The organism is Brevundimonas sp. (genome assembly GCF_047617075.1).
In the GTDB taxonomy this organism is placed as follows: Bacteria; Pseudomonadota; Alphaproteobacteria; order Caulobacterales; family Caulobacteraceae; genus Brevundimonas.
Genome location: NZ_JBLGCI010000012.1, coordinates 1 through 20,625, shown reverse-complemented (window position 1 = coordinate 20,625; position 20,625 = coordinate 1). Strand labels below are relative to the sequence as shown.

The 20,625-nt window shown below is 67.6% G+C and carries 18 protein-coding genes and 2 tRNA genes; 12 read left to right on the top strand and 8 right to left on the bottom strand.

The genetic code is table 11. The annotated features are described in order from the left end of the window. Positions 1-60 precede the first annotated feature (60 nt). The 3 genes from ACI8U3_RS12040 to ACI8U3_RS12030 all read left to right on the top strand — a co-directional run bounded on the left by ACI8U3_RS12040 (position 61) and on the right by ACI8U3_RS12030 (position 2,834). A complete protein-coding gene (locus ACI8U3_RS12040) occupies positions 61-963 on the top strand; it encodes a hypothetical protein (protein WP_415015117.1) in 903 nt (300 codons plus the stop codon). A 123-nt stretch (positions 964-1,086) separates the two neighbouring features. Then, a complete protein-coding gene (locus ACI8U3_RS12035) occupies positions 1,087-1,941 on the top strand; it encodes a hypothetical protein (protein ID WP_415015116.1) in 855 nt (284 codons plus the stop codon). Positions 1,942-2,105: 164 nt separating this feature from the next. Next, a complete protein-coding gene (locus ACI8U3_RS12030) occupies positions 2,106-2,834 on the top strand; it encodes a hypothetical protein (RefSeq protein ID WP_415015115.1) in 729 nt (242 codons plus the stop codon). A 26-nt stretch (positions 2,835-2,860) separates the two neighbouring features. Here the strand turns inward: ACI8U3_RS12030 and uvrA are convergent, their stop codons facing one another. Next, complete coding sequence (gene uvrA, locus ACI8U3_RS12025; protein WP_415015114.1) at positions 2,861-5,803, bottom strand: excinuclease ABC subunit UvrA; 2,943 nt, start codon at positions 5,801-5,803, stop codon at positions 2,861-2,863. Between the two features lie 141 nt (positions 5,804-5,944). Here uvrA and ACI8U3_RS12020 point away from each other — a divergent pair, with 141 nt between their 5' ends. Both ACI8U3_RS12020 and ACI8U3_RS12015 read left to right on the top strand, forming a co-directional pair. Beyond that, positions 5,945-6,187: a hypothetical protein gene (locus ACI8U3_RS12020; RefSeq protein ID WP_415015113.1), complete on the top strand. Its 243-nt coding sequence runs from the start codon at positions 5,945-5,947 to the stop codon at positions 6,185-6,187. After that, on the top strand, positions 6,184-6,462 hold the full coding sequence (locus tag ACI8U3_RS12015; protein WP_415015112.1) for a type II toxin-antitoxin system RelE/ParE family toxin: 279 nt from the start codon (positions 6,184-6,186) through the stop codon (positions 6,460-6,462). The genes ACI8U3_RS12020 and ACI8U3_RS12015 overlap by 4 nt, the downstream gene beginning before the upstream one ends. An 8-nt stretch (positions 6,463-6,470) precedes the next feature. Here the strand turns inward: ACI8U3_RS12015 and ACI8U3_RS12010 are convergent, their stop codons facing one another. From ACI8U3_RS12010 to ACI8U3_RS11990, 5 genes are all read right to left on the bottom strand, one after another. Further along, on the bottom strand, positions 6,471-7,109 hold the full coding sequence (locus ACI8U3_RS12010; protein ID WP_415015111.1) for a protein-L-isoaspartate(D-aspartate) O-methyltransferase: 639 nt from the start codon (positions 7,107-7,109) through the stop codon (positions 6,471-6,473). Beyond that, complete coding sequence (gene surE, locus ACI8U3_RS12005; protein ID WP_415015110.1) at positions 7,106-7,906, bottom strand: 5'/3'-nucleotidase SurE; 801 nt, start codon at positions 7,904-7,906, stop codon at positions 7,106-7,108. Before surE ends, ACI8U3_RS12010 begins: the two co-directional genes overlap by 4 nt. 213 nt (positions 7,907-8,119) lie before the next feature. Further along, the gene (gene serS / locus ACI8U3_RS12000; protein ID WP_415015109.1) at positions 8,120-9,613 is read right to left on the bottom strand and encodes a serine--tRNA ligase; all 1,494 of its coding nucleotides are present in this window, start codon (positions 9,611-9,613) and stop codon (positions 8,120-8,122) included. Positions 9,614-9,768: 155 nt separating this feature from the next. Beyond that, positions 9,769-10,071, bottom strand: a complete 303-nt coding sequence (locus ACI8U3_RS11995) for a CC_3452 family protein (RefSeq protein ID WP_415015108.1) — start codon at positions 10,069-10,071, stop codon at positions 9,769-9,771. A gap of 129 nt (positions 10,072-10,200) precedes the next feature. After that, positions 10,201-10,806, bottom strand: a complete 606-nt coding sequence (locus ACI8U3_RS11990; RefSeq protein WP_415015107.1) for a TIGR00730 family Rossman fold protein — start codon at positions 10,804-10,806, stop codon at positions 10,201-10,203. Between the two features lie 84 nt (positions 10,807-10,890). Between ACI8U3_RS11990 and ACI8U3_RS11985 the strand changes: the two genes are divergently transcribed. From ACI8U3_RS11985 to ACI8U3_RS11975, 3 genes are all read left to right on the top strand, one after another. Then, complete coding sequence (locus ACI8U3_RS11985; RefSeq protein ID WP_415015106.1) at positions 10,891-11,664, top strand: hypothetical protein; 774 nt, start codon at positions 10,891-10,893, stop codon at positions 11,662-11,664. A gap of 72 nt (positions 11,665-11,736) precedes the next feature. Next, positions 11,737-11,811, top strand: a tRNA-Asn gene (locus tag ACI8U3_RS11980). 403 nt (positions 11,812-12,214) lie between these two features. Beyond that, entirely contained in the window at positions 12,215-13,009 is a 795-nt protein-coding gene (locus ACI8U3_RS11975; protein ID WP_415015105.1) for a TrmH family RNA methyltransferase, read from the top strand. A 34-nt stretch (positions 13,010-13,043) separates the two neighbouring features. Here ACI8U3_RS11975 and ACI8U3_RS11970 read toward each other — a convergent pair whose 3' ends face one another. Continuing rightward, entirely contained in the window at positions 13,044-14,300 is a 1,257-nt protein-coding gene (locus ACI8U3_RS11970) for a hypothetical protein (protein WP_415015104.1), read from the bottom strand. A gap of 118 nt (positions 14,301-14,418) precedes the next feature. Beyond that, positions 14,419-14,492, bottom strand: a tRNA-Cys gene (locus ACI8U3_RS11965). 188 nt (positions 14,493-14,680) lie between these two features. Between ACI8U3_RS11965 and ACI8U3_RS11960 the strand changes: the two genes are divergently transcribed. The 4 genes from ACI8U3_RS11960 to ACI8U3_RS11945 all read left to right on the top strand — a co-directional run bounded on the left by ACI8U3_RS11960 (position 14,681) and on the right by ACI8U3_RS11945 (position 20,589). Then, positions 14,681-15,310 (top strand): protein-L-isoaspartate O-methyltransferase family protein, encoded by a 630-nt coding sequence (locus ACI8U3_RS11960; RefSeq protein WP_415015103.1) that lies wholly within the window; start codon positions 14,681-14,683, stop codon positions 15,308-15,310. A 125-nt stretch (positions 15,311-15,435) separates the two neighbouring features. Beyond that, entirely contained in the window at positions 15,436-17,013 is a 1,578-nt protein-coding gene (locus ACI8U3_RS11955; protein ID WP_415015102.1) for a TolC family outer membrane protein, read from the top strand. A gap of 145 nt (positions 17,014-17,158) precedes the next feature. After that, complete coding sequence (locus ACI8U3_RS11950; RefSeq protein ID WP_415015101.1) at positions 17,159-17,785, top strand: DUF2497 domain-containing protein; 627 nt, start codon at positions 17,159-17,161, stop codon at positions 17,783-17,785. A gap of 80 nt (positions 17,786-17,865) precedes the next feature. Next, complete coding sequence (locus ACI8U3_RS11945; protein WP_415015100.1) at positions 17,866-20,589, top strand: valine--tRNA ligase; 2,724 nt, start codon at positions 17,866-17,868, stop codon at positions 20,587-20,589. The last annotated feature ends 36 nt before the right edge of the window (positions 20,590-20,625 follow it).

The window sequence follows — 20,625 nt, the reverse complement described above, 5'->3', positions numbered from 1 at the left end:
GGGGTTCTAGCCTTCTCGCGCTTTAGGCTCTAGCGTTGTGACGGGGAAACGGGGGGCGACATGAAGACCTTTTCAATGGGCGAGGCTCTGGGGTCCGGCTTCGTGATGATCGCGAAGCGGCCGCTGGCGGTGCTGTTGTGGGGCGTGCTGCTGTATCTGCCGGGAATCGCCGGCATCCTGGCTCTGGCGCCGTTCATGGGCGGATCGTGGATGGAGCCGGGCGCAGCGCCGGATGTGTCGGATGCCGAGGCGATCGACGCCTTCCTGCAGATGCAGGGCTGGTCGATGTTGTCCAACGCGCTGAGCCTCATCGTTCAGGCTCTGATCGGGGTGGCGGTGATCCGGCTGATCCTCTGGCCGCGCACCAGCGGATGGGCGGGCCTGCGCCTCGGATCGGCCGAGTTCTGTTACATCGTGGTGCAGATCGCTATCTGGATCGGCCTGGGCATGCTGATGCTTCTGGTGCTGCTGCTCGGGGCCCTTGTGGGCGTCGCCTTCAGGGGCGCAGCGCCGGAGATTCAGCCGCTGATCTGGACCGTTCTGGGCGTGGTGGGCTTCGGGCTGTTCCTGTGGGCCTGGGCGCGGACCGGTCTGATCTCGGTCGCCAGCGTCGATAAGAAAAGTCTGGCCTTCGAGGAGGGCTGGCGCATGGCGCGCGGCAGTTCGTTCAAGCTGGCGGTCATGGGCGTGATCAGCGCGATCCTTTGCTTCATCGTATTCGTACCGGTGATCGCCCTGGCCGCCCTGTCCGTCGGTCTGGCGGGCATCGACTGGGCTGCGTTCGCCGACGCCGAGACCTGGAGCCTGACGTGGGATGCGCGGCTGATGATCGGATTCGGCCTGGCGCTGCTGTTCATTTTCGCCGGGACGGGCGCGGCCACGGCGGTGGCCTACGCCCCCTGGGCCAGCGCCTATCGCCAGCTGCGGACGTTAGAGAACGAGACTCATCCGGAATCGTCATGACGCCGTCAGGCGTTTCGGGGTAGAGTTCGAGTCTGTTTGGGGCTTCACGGGAGGGCTAAGACCATGGCGTTTTCAGCGACTGAGTGCGCATTCGAGGGGTTCCGCGTCGCGCGGCGCACCCCCATGACCATACTGATCTGGGCGGCGGCCTATATCCTGTTCACCGCCTTGACGTTCGCGCTGGTCGGCGGGTCGTTCATCGCCCTGATGGCGGCGGCGACGGACCTTCAGGGCGTCACCAATCCGAGCCCGGCCGATCTGGAGCCCATGTTCGCCGCCTATGCGGGCATGGCGTGGATCCTGCCGCTGTCGCTGGTGTTCAGCGCGGTGTTGTACACCGCAGCCTTGCGGGTTGTGTTGCACCCCGCAGAGAAGGGCTTCGGTTATATGCGTCTGGGCATGGACGAGGTCCGGGTCTTCGTGGTGACCCTGGTGCTGTCGGTGCTGGCCGGGATCGCCGGCGTCGTGGTCTTCGGCATCGCGGGCGTACTGGCGGGACTTGGCGCCGCTGCGGCCGGTGACGCGGGCGGGCTGATCGCCTTCGTGCTGATCCTCGCGGCTGTGGTGGTCTTCATCTGGCTGGCGGTGCGCTTCAGCCTGGCCCTGCCGATCACGGTGGCCGAGAAGAAGTTCGCCATCTTCGATTCCTGGGGCGTCACCAAGGGCCGCGTGTGGGGCCTGATCGGCATGACCCTGATCGTCATCGTCATGGCCATCGTCGTTTCGATCCTGGCCTCGATCATCATCCTGCCGCTGATGTTCTTCACCGGAAACATCAGTGAGCTGGCGGCCATGGAAGGCGCCGACATCGGCCAGATCATGAGCGCCATGGGGCCGGCTATCGCCATCTATGTGATCAGCAACAGCATCATCTCGGCGCTCAGCCTGGCAATCTTCATGGCCCCCTACGCCGCCGCCTATCGCGACATTCGCGGCGGCGCCGAGCCGGTGGCCGTTGAGCCGACGCCGTCGCTGTAGGTCTTAAACCGATCCGGCCATTGCAGGCGGGCCGTCGTTCCGGAAGGAGCGGCGGCCCGTTTCAATTCTGGCGACGCGGGTCATCGAACGTGAAATTGCATCTTCGCGCCCACGCCGGTATGCACAAGCTTCAGGGAAGGGCTTGTGCGTTAGGGAGATAGGGCATGAAGGGCACTGTACTCGGGTTTTCAGCCGAGAGCGGCGAGGGCGTCATCAACGGAGAGGATAGCCGCCGATACAAATTCACCAGGGCGGACTGGAAGGGCGAGACCGTCCCTCGCGTGGGCGCAGCTGTTGACTTTGAGTCGAGCGAGGAGGGCAAGGCAGCCGACATCTATCCGGCGCTCAGCGCCTTTTCCGGCATCGACACCTCAGGCGTCCAGAGCGCCATCGGCAAGGTGAAGTCGGACCAGAAGACCATGCGCATGGTCGGCCTGATCGCGGCCGGGATCGTGGCGCTGCTGCTGCTGTTCTTCGTGATCGTGCCGGTGGTTCAGGGCGCGATTGCGGGGCTCGGCTCGCTCGGCGGCGGCGGCCAGACCCTGCGCGACGGCCAGACGGTCGAGGCGGTGCTTGAGGAGAACGACTCCCAGTCCGAAAGCCGCCGCTATGACCGCTATACTTTCAGAGGCCGCGCCGGTGAGACGGTGATGATCCAGATGACCTCGGCCGATTTCGACACGGTGCTTCTGGTGGGAACCGACGTGGATGAGTCGCCTTCGAATCCTCTCGGCGTCATGGTTCTGGACCAGGATGACGACGGCGGGCTGGGCAGCAATTCGCGCCTCATGTTCACGCCGCCGTCCAACGGACAGTACGTGGTGCTGGCCAGCAGCTACGGCCGCTGGGACGAAGGTCCGTACAGCTTGACCCTCACCGAGATGAACAACTGACCTGCACCTTCAGGTCATGAACCGGATCAGGCCCGCGCCTTGGCGCGGGCCTTTTTCTTTGCCGGGGCGACGGCTTCGACCGCCGCCTTGACCCGGGCCAGCCGCCGCGTCTCGTGGCGGTCGAGCATTTCCTTGAGGTACTTGCCGGTCCAGCTCCTGGGATCGGCCGCGACCTGTTCGGGGGTGCCCTTGGCCACGATCTCGCCGCCGCCGTCGCCGCCCTCGGGCCCGAAGTCCAGCAGCCAGTCAGCCACCTTGATGACGTCGAGATTGTGCTCGATCACCACGATGGTGTTGCCGTGCTCCACCAGCTCCTGCAGCACCTCCAGCAGCTTGCGTGTGTCCTCGAAATGCAGGCCGGTGGTGGGTTCGTCCAGGATGTACAGGGTCTTGCCGGTGGCCCGCTTCGACAGCTCCTTGGACAGCTTGACCCGCTGGGCCTCGCCGCCTGAAAGCGTGGTGGCGGGCTGGCCCACCTTGACGTAGCCCAGGCCGACCCGCTCCAGCGTCTGCATCCGGTCGCGGATGGGCGGCACGGCCTTGAAGAAGTTCGCCGCCTCTTCCACCGTCATGTCCAGCACGTCCGAGATGGACTTGCCTTTGAACACGATCTCCAGGGTTTCGCGATTGTAGCGTTTGCCCTTGCAGACGTCGCAGGTGACGTAGACGTCCGGCAGGAAGTGCATCTCGATCTTGATCAGGCCGTCGCCCTGACACGCCTCGCAACGCCCGCCCTTCACATTGAAGCTGAACCGGCCGGGGCCATAGCCGCGCGCCTTGGACTCCGGCAGGCCCGCGTACCAGTCGCGGATGGGCCCGAAGGCGCCGGTGTAGGTGGCCGGATTCGAGCGCGGCGTGCGCCCGATGGGGCTCTGGTCGATGTCGATGACCTTGTCGAAATGCTCCAGCCCCTCGATGCGGTCGAAATGGGCGGGGGCGTCACTGGCGTTGTGCAGCCGCCGGGCTGCGGCCTTGTAAAGCGTCTCGATGGTGAAGGTGGACTTGCCGCCGCCGGACACCCCGGTGATGCAGGTGAACACGCCGACGGGAATCTCGCCGGTGACGTTCTTCAGATTGTTGCCGGTGGCGCCGCTGATCTTCAGCATCTTCTTGCGGTTGATCGGGCGGCGGCCCTCGGGCGGCAGCTCGATCTCGCGTTCGCCGGTCAGATATTTGGCGGTCAGGCTCCGGCCGTTGGCCATGATCTCGGCCGGGGTGCCCTCGGCGCAGACCTCTCCGCCGTGCACCCCCGCCGCCGGGCCCATGTCGATCACATGGTCGGCGGTCATGATGGCCTCTTCATCGTGCTCGACCACAAGCACGGAGTTGCCCAGATCGCGCAGGCCGCGCAGGCTTTCCAGCAGCCGTGTGTTGTCCCGCTGGTGCAGACCGATGGACGGCTCGTCCAGCACGTACAGGACCCCGGTCAGGCCCGAGCCGATCTGTGACGCCAGACGGATGCGCTGGCTTTCGCCGCCGGACAGGGTGGCCGAGGCGCGCGACAGGTTCAGATAATCCAGCCCCACATTGTTCAGGAAGCCGAGGCGGTCGTTGATCTCTTTCAAAATCCGCCGGGCGATCTCCATCTGCTTGTCGGTCAGGCTGTCGTCCAGCGTCGTGAACCACAGGTGCGCCTTGGAGATGGACAGGGCCGAGATGTCGGCGATGTCCTCGCCGCCCACCTTCACCGCCAGCGCTTCGGGCTTCAGGCGCTTGCCGCCGCACGCCTCGCACGGCGTCTCGGATTGGTAGCGGCCCAGCTCCTCGCGCACCCAGGCCGAGTCCGTCTCGCGCCAGCGCCGTTCGAGGTTCGGCACCACGCCCTCAAACGCCTTGGCAACCTCGTATTTGCGGGCGTTGTCGTCATAGGTGAACTTCACCTTCTCCTTCGTGCCTTTCAGGATCACGTCCTGGGCCTGCTGCGGCAGGTCGCGCCAAGCCACATCCATGGAAAAGCCGAAGTGCCGCGACAGCGACTGCAGCGTCTGGGTGTACAGCGGCGACTGTCCTCGGGACCACGGCGCCACCGCGCCCTTGTGCAAGGTCTTGTCGCGATCGGGCACCACCAGATCGGCGTCGAACGCCAGCTTGACCCCCAGCCCGTCACAGGCGGGACAGGCGCCGAAGGGGTTGTTGAACGAGAACAGCCTGGGTTCGATCTCGCTGATGGTGAAACCGGACACCGGACAGGCGAAACGCTCCGAGAAGATGATCCGGCGCGGCTCCGTCTCGCCATCCTTCACATCCGCCCATTCCGCCGTGGCCAGGCCGTCGGCAAGATTCAGCGCGGTCTGGATGCTGTCGGCGTAGCGGCTTTCCAGCCCGTTTTTGGTGACCAGCCGGTCCACCACGATGTCGATGTCGTGCTTGAACTTCTTGTCCAGCGTCGGCGCGTCCTCGATGGCGTGGAAGACGCCGTCGATCTTGACCCGCTGGTAGCCCTGGCGCTGCCACTCGGCCAGCTCCTTGCGGTACTCGCCCTTGCGGCCGCGCACCACGGGGGCCAGCAGATACAGCCGCTCGCCCTCGGGCAGGGCGGTCAGCTTGTCCACCATCTGGCTGACGGTCTGGCTTTCGATAGGCAGGCCGGTGGCCGGCGAATAGGGCACGCCCACCCGCGCCCACAGCAGGCGCATGTAGTCATGGATCTCCGTCACCGTGCCGACGGTGGAGCGGGGGTTCTTGGAGGTGGTCTTTTGTTCGATGGAGATGGCCGGGCTCAGGCCCTCGATCAGGTCCACGTCCGGCTTGCCCATCAGCTCCAGGAACTGGCGCGCATAGGCCGACAGGCTCTCCACATAGCGCCGCTGACCTTCCGCATAGATGGTGTCGAACGCCAGCGACGACTTGCCCGAGCCGGACAGGCCCGTCAGCACCACCAGCTGGCCGCGCGGAATGTCCACGTCCACGCCCTTGAGATTGTGCTCGCGGGCGCCGCGAACGCGGATGAAATCGTGCTTGTCGGTCATGCGAGGGAATAAGCCGTCAGATGCGGGGAAGGTTCAGGCGAAAGAGATACGCAGCCGCCCTATATGGGGATCAATCTGCGTGATTCAGCAAGAACAATATGGGAACATTGCGGCGTTTCCAGCCGTGGAGTATCGTATGCCATGGCCGATGGTTTCGACATCCACCTGAACGAGGATCAGGCCCGGCGCCTGAAGGCGGCGGCCGAGGCGTCCGGCGTCGATCCGGAGACCTATCTCCTTCAGGCGCTGGAACAGGCGATGCAGGATGACTGGACCGAGGATGAGCGTCGATTTGCGGAATACGAGCGAACCGGTGAGTCCATCTCCGTCGAAGAGTTCATGGGCGGTCTGCGCGAAGCGGTCCGCGCCAGGTTCAAGGCTTGAGCCATCGCGTCGAGTTTTCACCCTCGGCCAGGGCCGACCAGCGTCGGCTGATCGCCTTTCTCGATAGTGAGAGTCCCAAAGCCGCCGTCAGGGCCGTGGAGGTTCTATCCGCTGCTTTCGATCTGCTGGCGGCCTTCCCGCGAAGTGGCGCGCCGACGAGCAAAGGTCGAGTGTACGTCGTTCGTTTCGGCCAGGCGGGTTACGCCATCCGCTACAGGATTTACGGTGATGTGGTTCTGGTCTCCCGCATCTTCCACACGCGCGAGCACCGGTAGGAGCGCGCCTAGCCTTCCTTCGCCACGCCCTCCACCAGCGGTACGAAGCGCACCTCCAGCAGGCTTTCGCGGCTGAAGGCGCCGTCCTCGTCGGCGGTGTATCGGTTCAGCATCTGCACCGAGCCGCGCCCCACCGGAGCCACCAGCACCCCGCCGGGCTTCAGCTGACGCAGCAGATCCTTGGGTTCGTGGGGCGAGGCCGCCGTCACCATGATGCGGTCGAACGGCGCCTGTTCCGGCCAGCCCTCGCCGCCGTCGCCGTGTCGGGTGAAGACATTGTCGACGCCCAGCGCCTTCAGCTTGCCCTCCGCCTCCTTCAGCAGGCTCTTGTACCGCTCCACCGAATAGACGAACCGGGCCAGCCGGCTCAGCACCGCGCACTGGTATCCGCTGCCCGTGCCGATCTCCAGCACCCGGTGGCGGGGGCCGACGTTCAGGGCCTGGGTCATCAGGCCCACCACATAGGGCTGGCTGATGGTCTGGGCGCAGTCGATGGGCAGGGCCTGATCCTCCCACGCCTGATCCAGAAAGCGCTCATGCACGAACACCGCGCGGTCCACCGATTCCATGGCCGCCAGCACGCGGGGGTCCGTGACCCCCTGCTGGCGCAGGCTCAGGATCAGCCGTCCGGCGCGGTCGTCCCTCATTCCGCCGCCTTCTCCACCGTCTTCGGCGGGGCGCCGCCCAAGATGCCTTTCAGGTCGTGCACGCTTTCGCGGTGGGTCAGGTCGATGTGCAGGGGCGTGACCGAGATGCGGCCCTCGTCCATGGCGCGCAGGTCGGTGCCCTCGGCGTGCTCCTGCTTGGTCCCCCGGAAGCTCATCCAGTAGTAGTCGCGCCCGCGCAGGTCGGTGCGCCGCACCGCGTGCATCTCGCCGATGTCGCGGAACCCCTGGCGCGTCACCTCCACCTGCTTGACCAACTCGGGCGGCAGGGCCGGGAAGTTCAGGTTCATCACCACCCCCTCGCGCCATTCCTGATCCAGCAGCCGGTTGATGATGGCCGGGGCGAAGGCCTCGGCGGTCTCCCAGTGGGCCGTCACCTCGTCGTGGAAGCGTTCAAGGCTCTGGCTGAGCGCGATGGATCGGATGCCAAAGGCCATGCCCTGCAACGCCCCCGCCACCGTGCCGGAGTACGAACAGTCCTCGCCCACATTGTGCCCGCGATTGACGCCGGACAGCACCAGATCGGGCCGGTGGTCCGCCATCAGGTCGTTGACCGCCAGAACCACGCAGTCCGTCGGCGTGCCCGTCACGGAAAAGCGGCGATCATTGACCCGATTGACCCGCAGCGGCTCGGTCAGAGTGATCCCCCGCCCCTTGCCCGACTGCTCCACCGCCGGCGCGACGGTCCAGACGTCGTCGGACAGTTCGCGGGCGATGCGCTCCAGCGAAGCGAGACCCTCGGCCTCGATGCCGTCGTCGTTGGTGAGGAGGATTCTCATGCCGCGTCCTTCTCCCGCACCACCTGGAACCTTCTCCCATTGGGAGAAGGGGGAACCCGCGCACCGGAGCGCGCAGCGCGGAGGTCCTTGCGCGGGGGATGAGGGGTTAAGCGGCCAGAAGGCTCGCACCGAACCCCCTCACCCTCCACGCGAGGACGGAACCGCTTCGCGTTTCCGTGCGTGGAGCCGTCCCTCTCCCCATAGGAGAGGGGATCAGGCGCCCACATGCGTCATCCCCCCCATGTACGGCCGCAGCACGTCCGGCACGGCGATCCGGCCGTCCTCGTCCTGATAATTCTCCATCACCGCCACCAGCGTCCGGCCCACCGCGAGGCCCGAGCCGTTCAGGGTGTGGACGAACTCGGTCTTCTTCTCGCCGGCCCGCTTGAAGCGCGCGTCCATGCGGCGGGCCTGGAAGTCGCCGCAGTTGGAGCAGGAGCTGATCTCGCGGAACGTGCCCTGGCTGGGCAGCCAGACTTCCAGATCAAAGGTCTTCATGGCCGAAAAGCCCATGTCGCCCTTGCACAGCAGCATGCGGCGATAGGGCAGGCCCAGCGCCTCCAGCACCGCCTCGGCGCAAGCCGTCATGCGCTCGTGCTCGGCGCCCGAGTCCTCGGGCCGGGTGATGGAGACCATCTCCACCTTGCTGAACTGGTGCTGGCGGATCAGCCCGCGCGTATCCCGCCCCGCCGACCCCGCCTCGGCCCGGAAGCACGGCGTCAGGGCCGTGAGGCGCATGGGCGTGGCGAGGTCGTCTTCGGACAGGATTTGCTGACGGACCAGATTTGTCAGGGACACTTCGGCGGTGGGGATCATCCACCAGCGACTGCGAACGTCTTGTGCCTTCATGGCGTTGAGGACCACGCCCCGAAAATGATTTAGGTAGTGGTCGTAGTCAGCGTAGGTGCCATCATCAGCGGCATTGGTTGTTAGGAATTTTTCAACCGCCTCACGGAGGCCTTCCCAATCGGGGGCATCTTCAGCGTAAAGGCCGCTGTGAAGCCAGCTTTCCAAGCTTACAGGTGCCATCGCGAACGACGCGAACAGGTCGTCCTTGAACTTCGGCAACTGCCCCGTCCCGAACATCGCCTCGTCGCGCACAAGATAGGGCGGGTTCACTTCCTGATACCCGTGCTTGTCCGTCTGCATGTCCAGCATGAACTGGCCGATGGCGCGCTCCAGCCGGGCCAGACCGCCCTTGATGACCGCAAACCGGGCGCCCGACATCTTGGCCGCCGCCTCGAAATCCAGCATCCCCAGCGCCTCGCCCAGATCAGCGTGGTCCTTGGCGGGACCGGTCCGGCGCGGTTCGCCCCAGGTCTTCTGTTCGACGTTCCCCGCCTCGTCCTCGCCGTCGGGCACGTCGGCGGCGGCCAGATTCTTCAGACCCGCCAGCAGGTCGCGCAGCTCGGCGCCGACCTTCGCCTCGCGCTCGCCCGCCCCGGCGATGACGCCCTTGAAGGTCTCCACCTCGGCCTTCAGGCGATCGGCCTCGGCCTTGTCGCCCTTGCCCATGGCCGCGCCGATGGCTTTCGAGGCTGCATTGCGCCCCGCCAGCGCTTCCTGCCCCTCGGTCTGGGCGGCGCGCAGGTCGCGGTCCAGCTCCAGAATCCGCGCCACCACTGAGGACGCGTCATCCACCCCCCGCGCGGACCAGCCCGCCACATAGGCGTCGGGGTTCTCACGGATGGCTCGAATGTCGTGCATGGCGCTCAGTCTGGCGGAAATCGAGGGGAAGGGCCGCATCCCTAGCGCCGGGCGCGGATTCCTTCAAACCCTCACCCGCTTCAGGACGTGCGCGAGTGTGTGGAGGTCCGCCCGTCCCCCGGCCGCCATGGGCCGCGGGGCGGGCGGAAGCAGGCTCAGCCCGCCGAGGCGTTGCAGGCGGCGATTTCCTGCTCGTTCAGGGCCTGGCCCTTCCACGAAAAGGCGGTGACGGCGCCCAGACGCGCCACCACGCGGCGGCAGGCGCGATCGGCGGGCTGGCTGTTACCGCCGCGCGCCTCGCAGGCGCCGGTTTCGTCGCAGGTCCAGCTGGCGCCGTCGATGATGACGCGGCCCGACGGGGCGGTGGAGGCGTCGGCCAGGGTCAGGCTGGTGGCGGCGGTCTGGGCCATGGCCGGAACGGCGAGGGCCAGGGCGGCGACGGCGATGAGAGCACGCATGGGGAGGTCTCCGATGATATCGGGGCGCGCGTCGCGCCCCACGGCGCCATGTGTCAGTCTTCAAACGAAACTGTCAAGGCGAGTTGTCAATCGCAACCTGCGTCGGCCACGATAATGATCGTTGATAAGTTATCGACGATCATGGCGCAATCGAGGCGCCTCATGTGCGCGCTTCAGCGCCGCCATCACGTCGTCCACGGTGTCGCAGACCTCCCAGGCGTCCATGAAGGACGCCGGCGTCATGCCTTCATCCACCGTGTGGCGCATCAGGGCGAACAGACTGTCCCAGAACCCGCCCTGGTTCAGGAAGATCACCGGCTTGTCGTGCAGGTCCAGCCGCTTCCACGACAGGATCTCCACCACTTCCTCCAGGGTCCCCACGCCGCCCGGCGCCACAACGAAGGCGTCGGACTCGTCGTACATCAGCTGTTTGCGCTGGTGCATGGAGGGGGTCATCAGGGTCTCGACCTCCTCGAACAGCCGCTCGCGGCTGCGCAGGAACAGCGGCATGATGCCCAGCACGTCGCCGCCGGCCTCGTGCGCCGCTCGCGCCGCCGCGCCCATCAGGCCGACCCCGCCGCCGCCATAGACCAGCCGCATGCCTTCGGCGGCCAGGGCCTTGCCCAGCTCCTGCGCCCAGACGATGTATTCAGGGTCGGCCCGATCCGACGAACCGCAGAACAGACAGACGGAACGAACGGGCTTCAGGTCGTGGGGCAGGGGGCCTTGGGGCATGATCAATCTGGCGAAAAAGGGGGTGGGACGGGACAGGACGGACCCGTCACGCTATCACCAAGCCATACAGGCGGGGATGAACGGATGAAACGGCTGATTGCGACTTTGGGCGCCGCGCTGCTGATCACGGCGTGCACCCCCGATGATCCGCAGGCCCCCGCCGCCAGCGCCGCCGCCGCGACCTCGGCGTGGATGGCCCCGCCCCTGTTCGACGCCGCAGAGTTCGCCGACGGGGCGGTGATCGTTTCCGGTCGTGCCGAGCCGGGCCAGCGGATCGTCCTGACCGACCGGACGGGGCTGGCGGCCGCGGCGTCGGCGGATGATCAGGGCGCCTTCGCCATTCGTCTGGTCTTAGGGGCGAACCTGACGCTGTGGCGCATCGATGTGGCCCGCGGCGCCCAGGAGGCGCGCACCGGCCAATGGCTGGCGGTTTCGGCCGGCCAGGCGTCGGCGGTCATCCTGCGCGCAGGCGCCGCCGCCCGTCCCGTGGGCCCCGCCGGGCTTCTGGCGACGGCGGACTATGATGGCGGCGGCCTGCTTGTCGGCGGACGAGTCATGCCGGGTCAGCCCGTTCAGGTCGATCTGAACGGCGGGCCGCCCCAGACGGTGCAAGGGGACGAGCAGGGCTGGATTCAGGCGCGCTTCGCCGCCGTGTCGCCCGGCCCCCACCGTTTGCGCGCCCGGGGCCCCACAGGGGAGCAGGAGATTTCGCTGACCCTGGCCGCCCCGTCCGGCGACGCACGTGCGCGGCGTGAGGGCGGGGCCCTGCGCATCGACTGGCCCACGCCCGGCGGGGCCGGTCAGGCCACCTGGGTGTTTGATCCGCCCGCCGGTTCCGACACCCCTTCGGCGCCCTGACATTTTCCGCCGTCACGCGGCTTGCATCGTCCGTGAACACGCTGCTATAGCCGCGCCTCCCGAGCGAACTGTTCCGCGGTAGCTCAGTGGTAGAGCAGCCGACTGTTAATCGGCTGGTCGTAGGTTCGAATCCTACCCGCGGAGCCATCGCCCCTCGCCGGGCCCTCACGACAGTTCACGGCCTGTTCACGCACTTGCGTTCGGCGCGCCTCTTTTTCGCGCCTGGAGCGAAGCCATGTTGGGTCCGAGGCGGCATGCGGCCGCCAGTGTCATGAACGAGCATTTCGATGGGCGGACGTGTTCTGCTTTTCATCCACCGTCACTTCTTCACCACCCTCTGGGTCGTGGCGGCGGCGACGCTCGTGCTGGCGGTCCTTCGCTAGCCTCGGCCCCGGTCGGCGTCGGTGCTAGACGGCGTCGGCCGGGCCCCCTCCGCGCAAGAAAAAAGCCCGGCGATGAAGCCGGGCTGAAAGCAGTTCGGTGATGGTGGGTGTCTCCGAAAGAGAAGACGCTTCCTCCTTCGGGTGATTTGGTTAATGCCGGGTAAACCATGACGCCCATTCCGATTCACGATCCCGCCGACCCGCGCGTGGCGGGCTATCGCCACATAAAAGAACGCGACCTGACCGGCCGCCGGGGCCTGTTCGTGGCCGAGGGGGCGGTGGTGCTGAACGTGCTGGCCTCGCCCCAATCCCGCTGTCGCGCCGTCTCGGCCCTGATCGCCGAGCAGCGCGTCGAGACCCTGCGGCCGGTGCTCGAACGCTTGAACGCGCCGGTCTATGCGGCCGGGCAGGCGGTCATAGACGCCGTCGCCGGATTCCCCATTCACCGGGGCATTCTGGCCCTGGGCGAAAAGCCCGCCGAACCGGAGCTTGCCGACCTGCTGAACGCCGCGCCCGAGGACGCCCTGGTGGTGGCGGTGTGCGGTGTGGGCAATCACGACAACATGGGCGGGATCTTCCGCAACGCGGCGGCCTTCGGCGCCCACGGCGTGCTGCTGGACGCCCATTGCTGTGACCCGCTGTATCGAAAGGCCATCCGTGTCTCGGTGGGCGCGGCTCTTCGCACGCCCTTCGTTGCGGGCGTCGAGCCGCTGGCCATGATCGACGCGCTGGAGACGGCCGGCTTCTCCCTGCTGGCGCTGAGCCCGTTGGGCGGCGAGCGCCTGTCGGATGTGCGCCCGGGCGGCCGGGCGGCGCTGATCCTCGGCGCCGAGGGGCCGGGCCTTTCGCCCGCCGTCATGGCCCGCTGCAGCACCGTGGCCATCCCCATGGCGGGCGGCTTCGATTCCCTGAATGTGGCCGCCACCAGCGCGGTGGCCCTGCACCAGATGCGGTTTGGATGAGGCGACGTCCCGAGGTGGTGGGCCCCGTCAGCCTTCAGGACACGGGCGTCGCTGCGGAATCGAGACTCATGGTCCCGGTCGGGGGCGTCGGCCTTGGCTCCAGCCGCACAGTCGTGGTGCGCGTGGCGGGGTCGTAGGAAAAGCGGAGATGATCGGCGCGAGACGCCGAGAGTAGGTCGCCGGCTATGCCGTACAGAAAGGCCAGCCGTTGCTCCTGACCTCTCAGAACCTCCAGCTGCGCCCTCAGCGCGCGAACCTCGGTCGCGACATTGGCCGGGGTGGAACTGCTCAGGGACCGCGCCGCCACGGCGCTGGACAAGACGGCGGGCGCGCCGGGCGACGCCGGCGGCTGAGGCAGCGGCATGGTCGCCAGATCAAGGTTCAACCCCGAAAAGGTGATCTGGGTCCGTATGCTGTTGATGGCGTTGCGGCTGTCCTCGCCGGTCAGCAGGCCGTCGATGGCGCGAAAGGGGCTGGCGGCGATTGCGCTCAGAGTTTCGCCCGCCGTGTAGCGGAGCTCCCGGTCCTTTGCGAGCAGGGCGTGATCCAGCCGCAGGACGTCCGCCGCATAATCCCGAGCAAGCTGGTCCCGCAGCGTGCCCATATGGTCGACGAGGTAGGTCAGCGCCCCGGCCCGCTGTTCCAGCCGCTGACAGTCGGCGAGGATCCGGTCGGCTTCGGCGAGGATAACGTCGCCGGGGTCATCGGCTCTTTGTTCATTCCGCGCGGGCCAGGCGTGAATCCGCCCCACGGTTTGGCCCAGGGTCGTGCAATTGAACGCGACTTCGGAATTCTCCATCAGTTCCAGCGCGCGAAACAGGCGATCATAGCGCCGGCTGATCAGCTGCAGGGCCAGGGCGCCGCCGTGATACAGTTCGCGCGTCGGCTCGTAGGCGTTGAATTCGTCCACAACAACGGGAACGAAGGCGGCGATGGCCCAGGCCTCGCGGGTGGAGGCGGTGAGGCCGCCCTCAAGGGCGCCCGCCGCCCCGAAGGCGGTCAGGCCCGCGCTCGTATCCATGAAGATCTGCTGACGCCGGGCCCGCTGGCTGTAATGGCGCTGCAATTCATCAGCCTGAACGCGCACGGCGACGTAGTGCGAGTCGGCGGCGCACGACGCGCCCACATCTTGTACATCCGTCGGCCGGGCCAGCTGGCGCAGGCATTCCACCGTATCCACACGCATCGGCGCCGAGAGATCACCCTCGTTGAAGGCGGTGACCGCAGGGCCGATGTGGGCGCATCCGCCCAGCAGGGCGGCGGCCAGGCTCAAGACGCAGATCGCTCTCATCGGCCCACTCCCGTAACGATGTTACGCTACGCCTGGTGCAGGAGCGTGGTCAACGCCTAGTTGCGGCACGCCTCGCCGTCGGCGTGGCTGCGAGAGTCAAAGAGAAGAAGGATGTGTTTGGAGGCCTGAGCCGGAATCGAACCGGCGTACACGGATTTGCAGTCCGCTGCGTAACCACTCCGCCATCAGGCCGCCGGGGCCCCGTCAAAGGGGCCGTCGCTTGAGCGAGGGCGTTCGCTATCAGATCGTCCGCACCGCCGCAACGCGCGTTTTCGGCGTTCACCATGAGCAGGGCCGGGCGGCCTTGCCGGGCCGGGGCGGGCGGACCTATAAGGCGCGCAGGTTTTCCGGCCTTCGGGCCGTTCAGGATTCGAGCTGCCATGGACTTCGTCGCCGCCCGCAAGATGATGGTGGATTCCCAGGTCCGCGTGAACGACGTGACCGACCGCACGCTTCAGGCCGCGCTGCTGGCCGTGCCGCGCGAGCGCTTCTGTGCGCCGGACCGGGCGTTCTCGGCCTATGCGGAAGCGGAATGCGAGATCGCGAACGGCCGTGTGCTGATGCTGCCGCGCGAGGTCGCCAAGCTGCTCAGCGCGGTCGAGGCCCGGCCGGGCGAGACGGCCCTGGCCATCGCCGCGCCCTACGCCGGCGCCGTGCTGGCCCGGCTTGGCGCGACGGTGACGGCCCAGGAAGCGGATCAGGCGGTGCTGGACGTGGTCGCCCCCGCCCTGTCGGACGCGGGTGTCGAGACCGTCGTCGCGCCGTTCGACCAGCCGCAGGGCGAGGGCTACGACATCATCATCAGCGAAGGCGCCGTGGCCACGCGGCCCCAGGCCTGGCTGGACGCCCTGGCCGTCGGCGGGCGTCTGGCGGTGGTGGAGCGCAAGGGCGCGGCTGGTCGCGGCGTGCTGTATGTGCGTGGCCGTGACGGTTTCTCACGACGCGAGCTGTTCGACGGGTCGCCGCCGATGCTGGACGGCATAACGCCCGAGCCGGCTTTCAACTTCTGAATCGACCGTGCGACGGACTGAAACCCGTTCCGCGTGAAAAAAACTTAACTGGCGTGAACGGCGGGCATTCCGCAAACCAGCCTGACAGGGTGGAACACGCGCCCGAGAGCTATTGAGGACTGGTCATGGTGAGACGTACCCGCGCGCTGGCTTCCGCCGCCGCTCTGGCCCTGATGACGGCGCTGGCCGGGCCGGTTTCTGCGGACTCGCTGCAGGACGCCATCGCCCTGGCCTACCAGACCAATCCGACCCTGCTGGCGCAGCGGGCCCAGCAGCGGGCGCTGGACGAAACCTATGTCCAGGCGCGCTCGGGCCTGCGTCCCAGCATCGACGCCTCGGTGGGCGCCGCCTACACGCGCAACTACGGCGAGACGTCGGGCGGCGCGATCCCTGACATTCCCGTCCCCATCGACACGGACGGCGACGGCATCCCGGACGCCACGGCCACCATTCCCGGCGCGGCCTTCTCCAGCGGCGGCGCCGCGCGCGAGACCGACTCGGGCAGCGTCAGCGTGGGCCTGTCCCAGGTGCTCTATTCCGGTGGCCGCCTGGCCCACGGAATCAATGCCGCCGAGGCGGCGGTGATGGCCGGGCGCGAGGACCTGCGCGCCGTCGAGCAATCGGTGCTGCAGGGCGTGATCCAGGCCTATGTGGACGTGCAGCGGGACATGGAGGTTCTGCGCATCCGTCAGGACAATCTGGGCGTCCTGCGCCGCCAGCTTGAAGAAGCCAGCGCCCGTTTCGAAGTGGGCGAGATCACCCGCACCGACGTGGCCCAGGCCGAGGCGCGCCTGGCGCAGTCGGAGTCCGATCTGGCCGCCGCCCAGGCCCAGCTGTCGGTCAGCCGCGCCGCCTATGCGGCCGTGATCGGCCAGGCGCCCACCGACCTTGAAGCGCCGCCGCCCCTGCCGGGCGTGCCGGCCGATTTCGACGTCGCTCTGGATACGGGACTGGTTGAGAACCCCACCCTGATCGCGTCCGAGTACCGTCTGCGCGGCGCTGAGGCCCGTGTGGCCGCCGCCCGCAGCGAATATCTGCCGTCCGTCGGCCTGAACGCCAGCTATGGCGGGTCCAGCGCCCTGGACGAGTTCGACCCCTTCGAGCGCACCAGCCTGAACGTCACCGCCAATCTGACCGTGCCGCTGTTCACCGGCGGGCTGAACCGCTCGCGGGTGGCCCAGGCGCTGGAAGAAGCAAACGTGGCTCAGATCGGCGTGGAGGGCGAGCGCCGCGAGGTGCTGCGCTCCGTCAGCGCCGCCTATGCGCAAATGGTGTCGGCTCAGTCCTCCCTTCAGGCCGGAGAGGAAGCCGTCCGCGCAGCCCGCATCGCCGCCGAGGGCGTACGGCAGGAGGCCCAGGTGGGCCTGCGCACTACCCTGGACGTGTTGAATCAGGAGCTGGAGCTGCGCTCGGCCGAAGTGAATCTGGTCACCGCGCGGCGCAACGAATATGTGGCCCAGGCCGCGCTTCTGGCCGCCATGGGCCGGCTGGAGGGTGCGAACCTGGTGCCGTCGCTGGATCCCTACGATGCTTCGGCGAACTTCCAGCGGGTGCGCAATCGCGGCGGCCTGCCGTGGGACGGCGCAATCGAGGCCATCGACCGCATCGCCGCGCCCTCGATCATGCCGGCCAATGATCAGGTGGACGCTCCGATTGACCAGCAGCTGAAGTCCGAAATCGTCCGCACGGCGCCGTCTGAATAGGCGGGGCAATTCACCCGACCGGCGAAAACGAGCGTTGATTCCGGAACGGCTAAGTGCGACGACAAGGGCAAGGGGGCAGGCGCGCTGAACAGCGCGCGCTCCTTTGACGCTTGAAGATTGTGACCGTCCGCTTCGGGGATTCGCCATGACCGATCAGTCCGCCCAGGAACCGACCATGGAGGAGATTCTCGCCTCCATCCGGCGGATCATCTCCGAGGACGACGTCCCGGCCGACGGGGCCGCCGCCGAGGCTGCGCCGTCCGAGCCGGAACCCGAGCCCATGCCTGTTCAGGCCGAGGAAGCCCCCGCGCCGGAACCCGAGCCGGAGCCCCAGCCCGAACCGCAGGCTGACGCCCCCGAACCGGCTGCTCAGGCCGAGGAGGAGGAAGAGGTGCTGGAGCTGACTGAGCCCTATCAGGCCCCCGCCGCCGAGGAGAGCATCGGCGACATCGAGGTCTCCGCTCCGGCCCCCGCGCCCGAGCCCGAACCTTTCCCCGAGCCGGAACCCGCTCCCGCGCCGCAGCCGGCGCCCGTGGCCGCACAGCCGGCCGATCCGCTGGTCAGCGCGGCCGCCGCCGGCGCGGCCGCCTCGGCCTTCGCGGGCCTGACCGCCGCCGCGCGCACCCCGGCCGACGCCCGCTCGCTGGAGGACATCGTGCGCGAACTGCTGCGCCCGATGCTGAAGGACTGGCTGGATGCGAACCTGCCCGGCATCGTCGAGCGCGAGGTACGCGCCGAGGTGGAGCGCATCTCACGCCAGGGCGGCCGCTAGCCCTTCGGCTTTCATCAGACTATCTACGGAAGGCGGCTCCGACGGGGCCGCCTTTTTCTTTCCGACGAAACGATCACGCGATGCTTGAGAAGACCTTCGACCCCAAGGCCGCCGAACCGCGCCACTACGCCCAGTGGGAAGCCAGCGGTCTATTTGCGCCGCGCGACCGCGCCGCCACCGACGGCGCGGCGGACGCCTATTCGATCGTCATTCCGCCGCCCAACGTGACCGGCTCGCTGCACATCGGCCATGCGCTGAACAACACGCTTCAGGACATTCTGGCCCGCTATCACCGGATGCGGGGCAAGGCGGTGCTGTGGCTGCCGGGCACCGACCACGCGGGCATCGCCACCCAGATGGTGGTGGAGCGCAAGCTGGCCGCCGAAGGTAATGTGGGCCGCCGCGACATGGGCCGCGAGGCTTTCATCGAAAAGGTCTGGGAATGGAAGGCCGAGAGCGGCGGCAACATCGTGCGCCAACTGCGCCGCCTGGGCGCCTCGTGCGACTGGAGCCGCGAGCGGTTCACCCTGGACGAGGGCCTGAACGCGGCGGTGCGCAAGGTGTTCGTGCAACTGCACAAGGACGGCCTGATCTACCGCGACAAGCGGCTGGTGAACTGGGACCCCCATTTCCAGACCGCCATCTCTGACCTGGAGGTCGAGCAGAAGGAGATGGAGGGCGCCTATTGGCACTTCGCCTATCCGCTGGCCGACGGCGTCACCTATGAGCATCCGGTCGCCTTCGACGAGGACGGCAAGGCGACGGAATGGGAGACGCGCGGCTACATCGTGGTCGCCACCACGCGGCCGGAGACCATGCTGGGCGACACCGGCGTGGCGGTGCACCCGGACGATGAGCGGTATGCCGGGCTGGTGGGCAAGTCGGTGATCCTGCCGATCACCGGCCGGCGCATCCCTATCGTCGCCGACGACTACGCCGACCCGACCAAGGGCTCCGGCGCGGTGAAGATCACCCCGGCCCATGACTTCAACGATTTCGGCGTGGGCAAGCGGGCCGGTCTGGCCGCCCTCAACATCATGGACTCGCAGGCGCGCATCACCGCCGCCGACACGCCGGACGTGCCCGCCGAGTACGAGGGCATGGACCGCTTCGAGGCCCGCAAGGCCATCGTCGCCCGCGCCGAGGAAGATGGCTGGCTGAAGGCGGTCGAGAAGACGAAGCACGTGGTCCCGCACGGCGACCGCTCGGGCGTGGTGATCGAGCCGTGGCTGACGGACCAGTGGTACGTTGACGCCAAGACCCTGGCTCAGCCGGCCATCAAGGCGGTGGAGCAAGGCGACACGACGTTCGAGCCCGCCAGCTATTCCAAGATCTATTTCGAGTGGCTGCGCAACATCGAGCCCTGGTGCATCTCGCGCCAGCTGTGGTGGGGTCACCAGATCCCGGCCTGGTACGGCCCGGACGGCGAAATCTTCGTGGCCGAGACCGAGGACGACGCCCGCGCCGCCGCGCGCGAACACTACGGCGCCGAGACCGCCCTGACCCGCGACGAGGATGTGCTGGACACCTGGTTCTCGTCGGCCCTGTGGCCGTTCTCGACCATGGGCTGGCCGGAGAAGACCGAGGACCTGGAGCGGTTCTATCCCACCTCCGATCTGGTCACGGCGGCGGACATCATCTTCTTCTGGGTCGCCCGGATGATGATGATGGGCCTGCATTTCATGGACGAGGTTCCGTTCCGGCGCGTCATCATCAACGGCCTGGTCCGGGACGAGAAGGGTCAGAAGATGGCCAAGTCCAAGGGCAACGTCATCGATCCCCTGACCATCATCGACCGGCTGGGCGCCGACCCGCTGCGTTTCACCATGGCGATCCTGTCGGGGACCCGCGACATCAAGCTGTCGGAACAGCGGATCGAGGGCTATCGCAACTTCGGGACCAAGCTGTGGAACGCCGCCCGCTTCGCCCAGATGAACGAGGCGGCGCGGGTCGAGGGCTTCGATCCGGCGACGGTGGAGCAGACCATCAACCGCTGGATCCGAGGCGAGCTGGTCAAGGCCGAGCGGCAGGTGGCGGACGCCATCGAGGGCGGCCGGTTCGATGACGCGGCGGGCGCCCTGTACCGCTTCATCTGGAACGTGTTCTGCGACTGGTATCTGGAGCTGGCCAAGCCGGTGTTCGGCGGCGCCGACGAGGCCGCCAAGGCCGAGACCCGGGCCATGACCGCCTGGACCCTGGACCAGACCATCAAGCTGCTGCACCCGGTCATGCCCTTCATCACCGAGGAGCTGTGGGAACAGCTGGGAGGCGAGGGTCTGGTCATGGGCGCCGAATGGCCCGCCTTCCCCGACGCTTTCGTGGACGCGGACGCCGAGACCGAGATCGGCTGGCTGGTGGATCTGGTCACCGAGGTGCGGGCCCTGCGCGGCGAGATGAACGTGCCGCCCTCGGCCAAGCCGCCCCTGACCATCGTGGCGCCCGACGGCCAGACCGCCGCCCGCGTGGAGCGTCATCGCGATCTGCTGCTCACCCTGGCCCGCGTCTCGGCGGTTCAGACGGCGGACGCGGCGCCGGCGGGCGCCGTCACCTTCGTGTCGGGGTCCACCACCGCCGCCCTGGCGCTGGCCGACCTGATCGATCTGGCCGCCGAGCGCGCGCGGCTGGAAAAGGCGGTGGCCGACTTCGAGTCCGACATCGGCCATGTGAACAAGAAGCTGGGCAACCCGAACTTCGTCGCCCGCGCCGCCCCCGAGGTAGTGGACGAGCAGCGCGAGAAACTGGCCGCCGCCGAGGCGGGCAAGGCGAAGATGCTGGCGGCGCTGAAGCGGCTGGAGTCGTTATGATCCTCCCCCCCTGGGGGAGGGGGGCCGCGCAGCGGG

Excerpts from the sequence above, each read along its gene's own strand:
- ACI8U3_RS11945 (WP_415015100.1), top strand. The coding sequence starts at position 17,866 with ATGCTTGAGAAGACCTTCGACCCCAAGGCCGCCGAACCGCGCCACTAC.
- ACI8U3_RS11960 (WP_415015103.1), top strand. The coding sequence starts at position 14,681 with ATGGACTTCGTCGCCGCCCGCAAGATGATGGTGGATTCCCAGGTCCGC.
- serS (WP_415015109.1), bottom strand. The coding sequence starts at position 9,613 with ATGCACGACATTCGAGCCATCCGTGAGAACCCCGACGCCTATGTGGCG.
- surE (WP_415015110.1), bottom strand. The coding sequence starts at position 7,906 with ATGAGAATCCTCCTCACCAACGACGACGGCATCGAGGCCGAGGGTCTC.
- ACI8U3_RS12020 (WP_415015113.1), top strand. The coding sequence starts at position 5,945 with ATGGCCGATGGTTTCGACATCCACCTGAACGAGGATCAGGCCCGGCGC.
- ACI8U3_RS11955 (WP_415015102.1), top strand. The coding sequence starts at position 15,436 with ATGGTGAGACGTACCCGCGCGCTGGCTTCCGCCGCCGCTCTGGCCCTG.
- uvrA (WP_415015114.1), bottom strand. The coding sequence starts at position 5,803 with ATGACCGACAAGCACGATTTCATCCGCGTTCGCGGCGCCCGCGAGCAC.
- ACI8U3_RS11970 (WP_415015104.1), bottom strand. The coding sequence starts at position 14,300 with ATGAGAGCGATCTGCGTCTTGAGCCTGGCCGCCGCCCTGCTGGGCGGA.
- ACI8U3_RS12030 (WP_415015115.1), top strand. The coding sequence starts at position 2,106 with ATGAAGGGCACTGTACTCGGGTTTTCAGCCGAGAGCGGCGAGGGCGTC.
- ACI8U3_RS12035 (WP_415015116.1), top strand. The coding sequence starts at position 1,087 with ATGACCATACTGATCTGGGCGGCGGCCTATATCCTGTTCACCGCCTTG.
- ACI8U3_RS12040 (WP_415015117.1), top strand. The coding sequence starts at position 61 with ATGAAGACCTTTTCAATGGGCGAGGCTCTGGGGTCCGGCTTCGTGATG.
- ACI8U3_RS11985 (WP_415015106.1), top strand. The coding sequence starts at position 10,891 with ATGAAACGGCTGATTGCGACTTTGGGCGCCGCGCTGCTGATCACGGCG.
- ACI8U3_RS12010 (WP_415015111.1), bottom strand. The coding sequence starts at position 7,109 with ATGAGGGACGACCGCGCCGGACGGCTGATCCTGAGCCTGCGCCAGCAG.
- ACI8U3_RS11990 (WP_415015107.1), bottom strand. The coding sequence starts at position 10,806 with ATGCCCCAAGGCCCCCTGCCCCACGACCTGAAGCCCGTTCGTTCCGTC.
- ACI8U3_RS11950 (WP_415015101.1), top strand. The coding sequence starts at position 17,159 with ATGACCGATCAGTCCGCCCAGGAACCGACCATGGAGGAGATTCTCGCC.
- ACI8U3_RS11975 (WP_415015105.1), top strand. The coding sequence starts at position 12,215 with ATGACGCCCATTCCGATTCACGATCCCGCCGACCCGCGCGTGGCGGGC.
- ACI8U3_RS11995 (WP_415015108.1), bottom strand. The coding sequence starts at position 10,071 with ATGCGTGCTCTCATCGCCGTCGCCGCCCTGGCCCTCGCCGTTCCGGCC.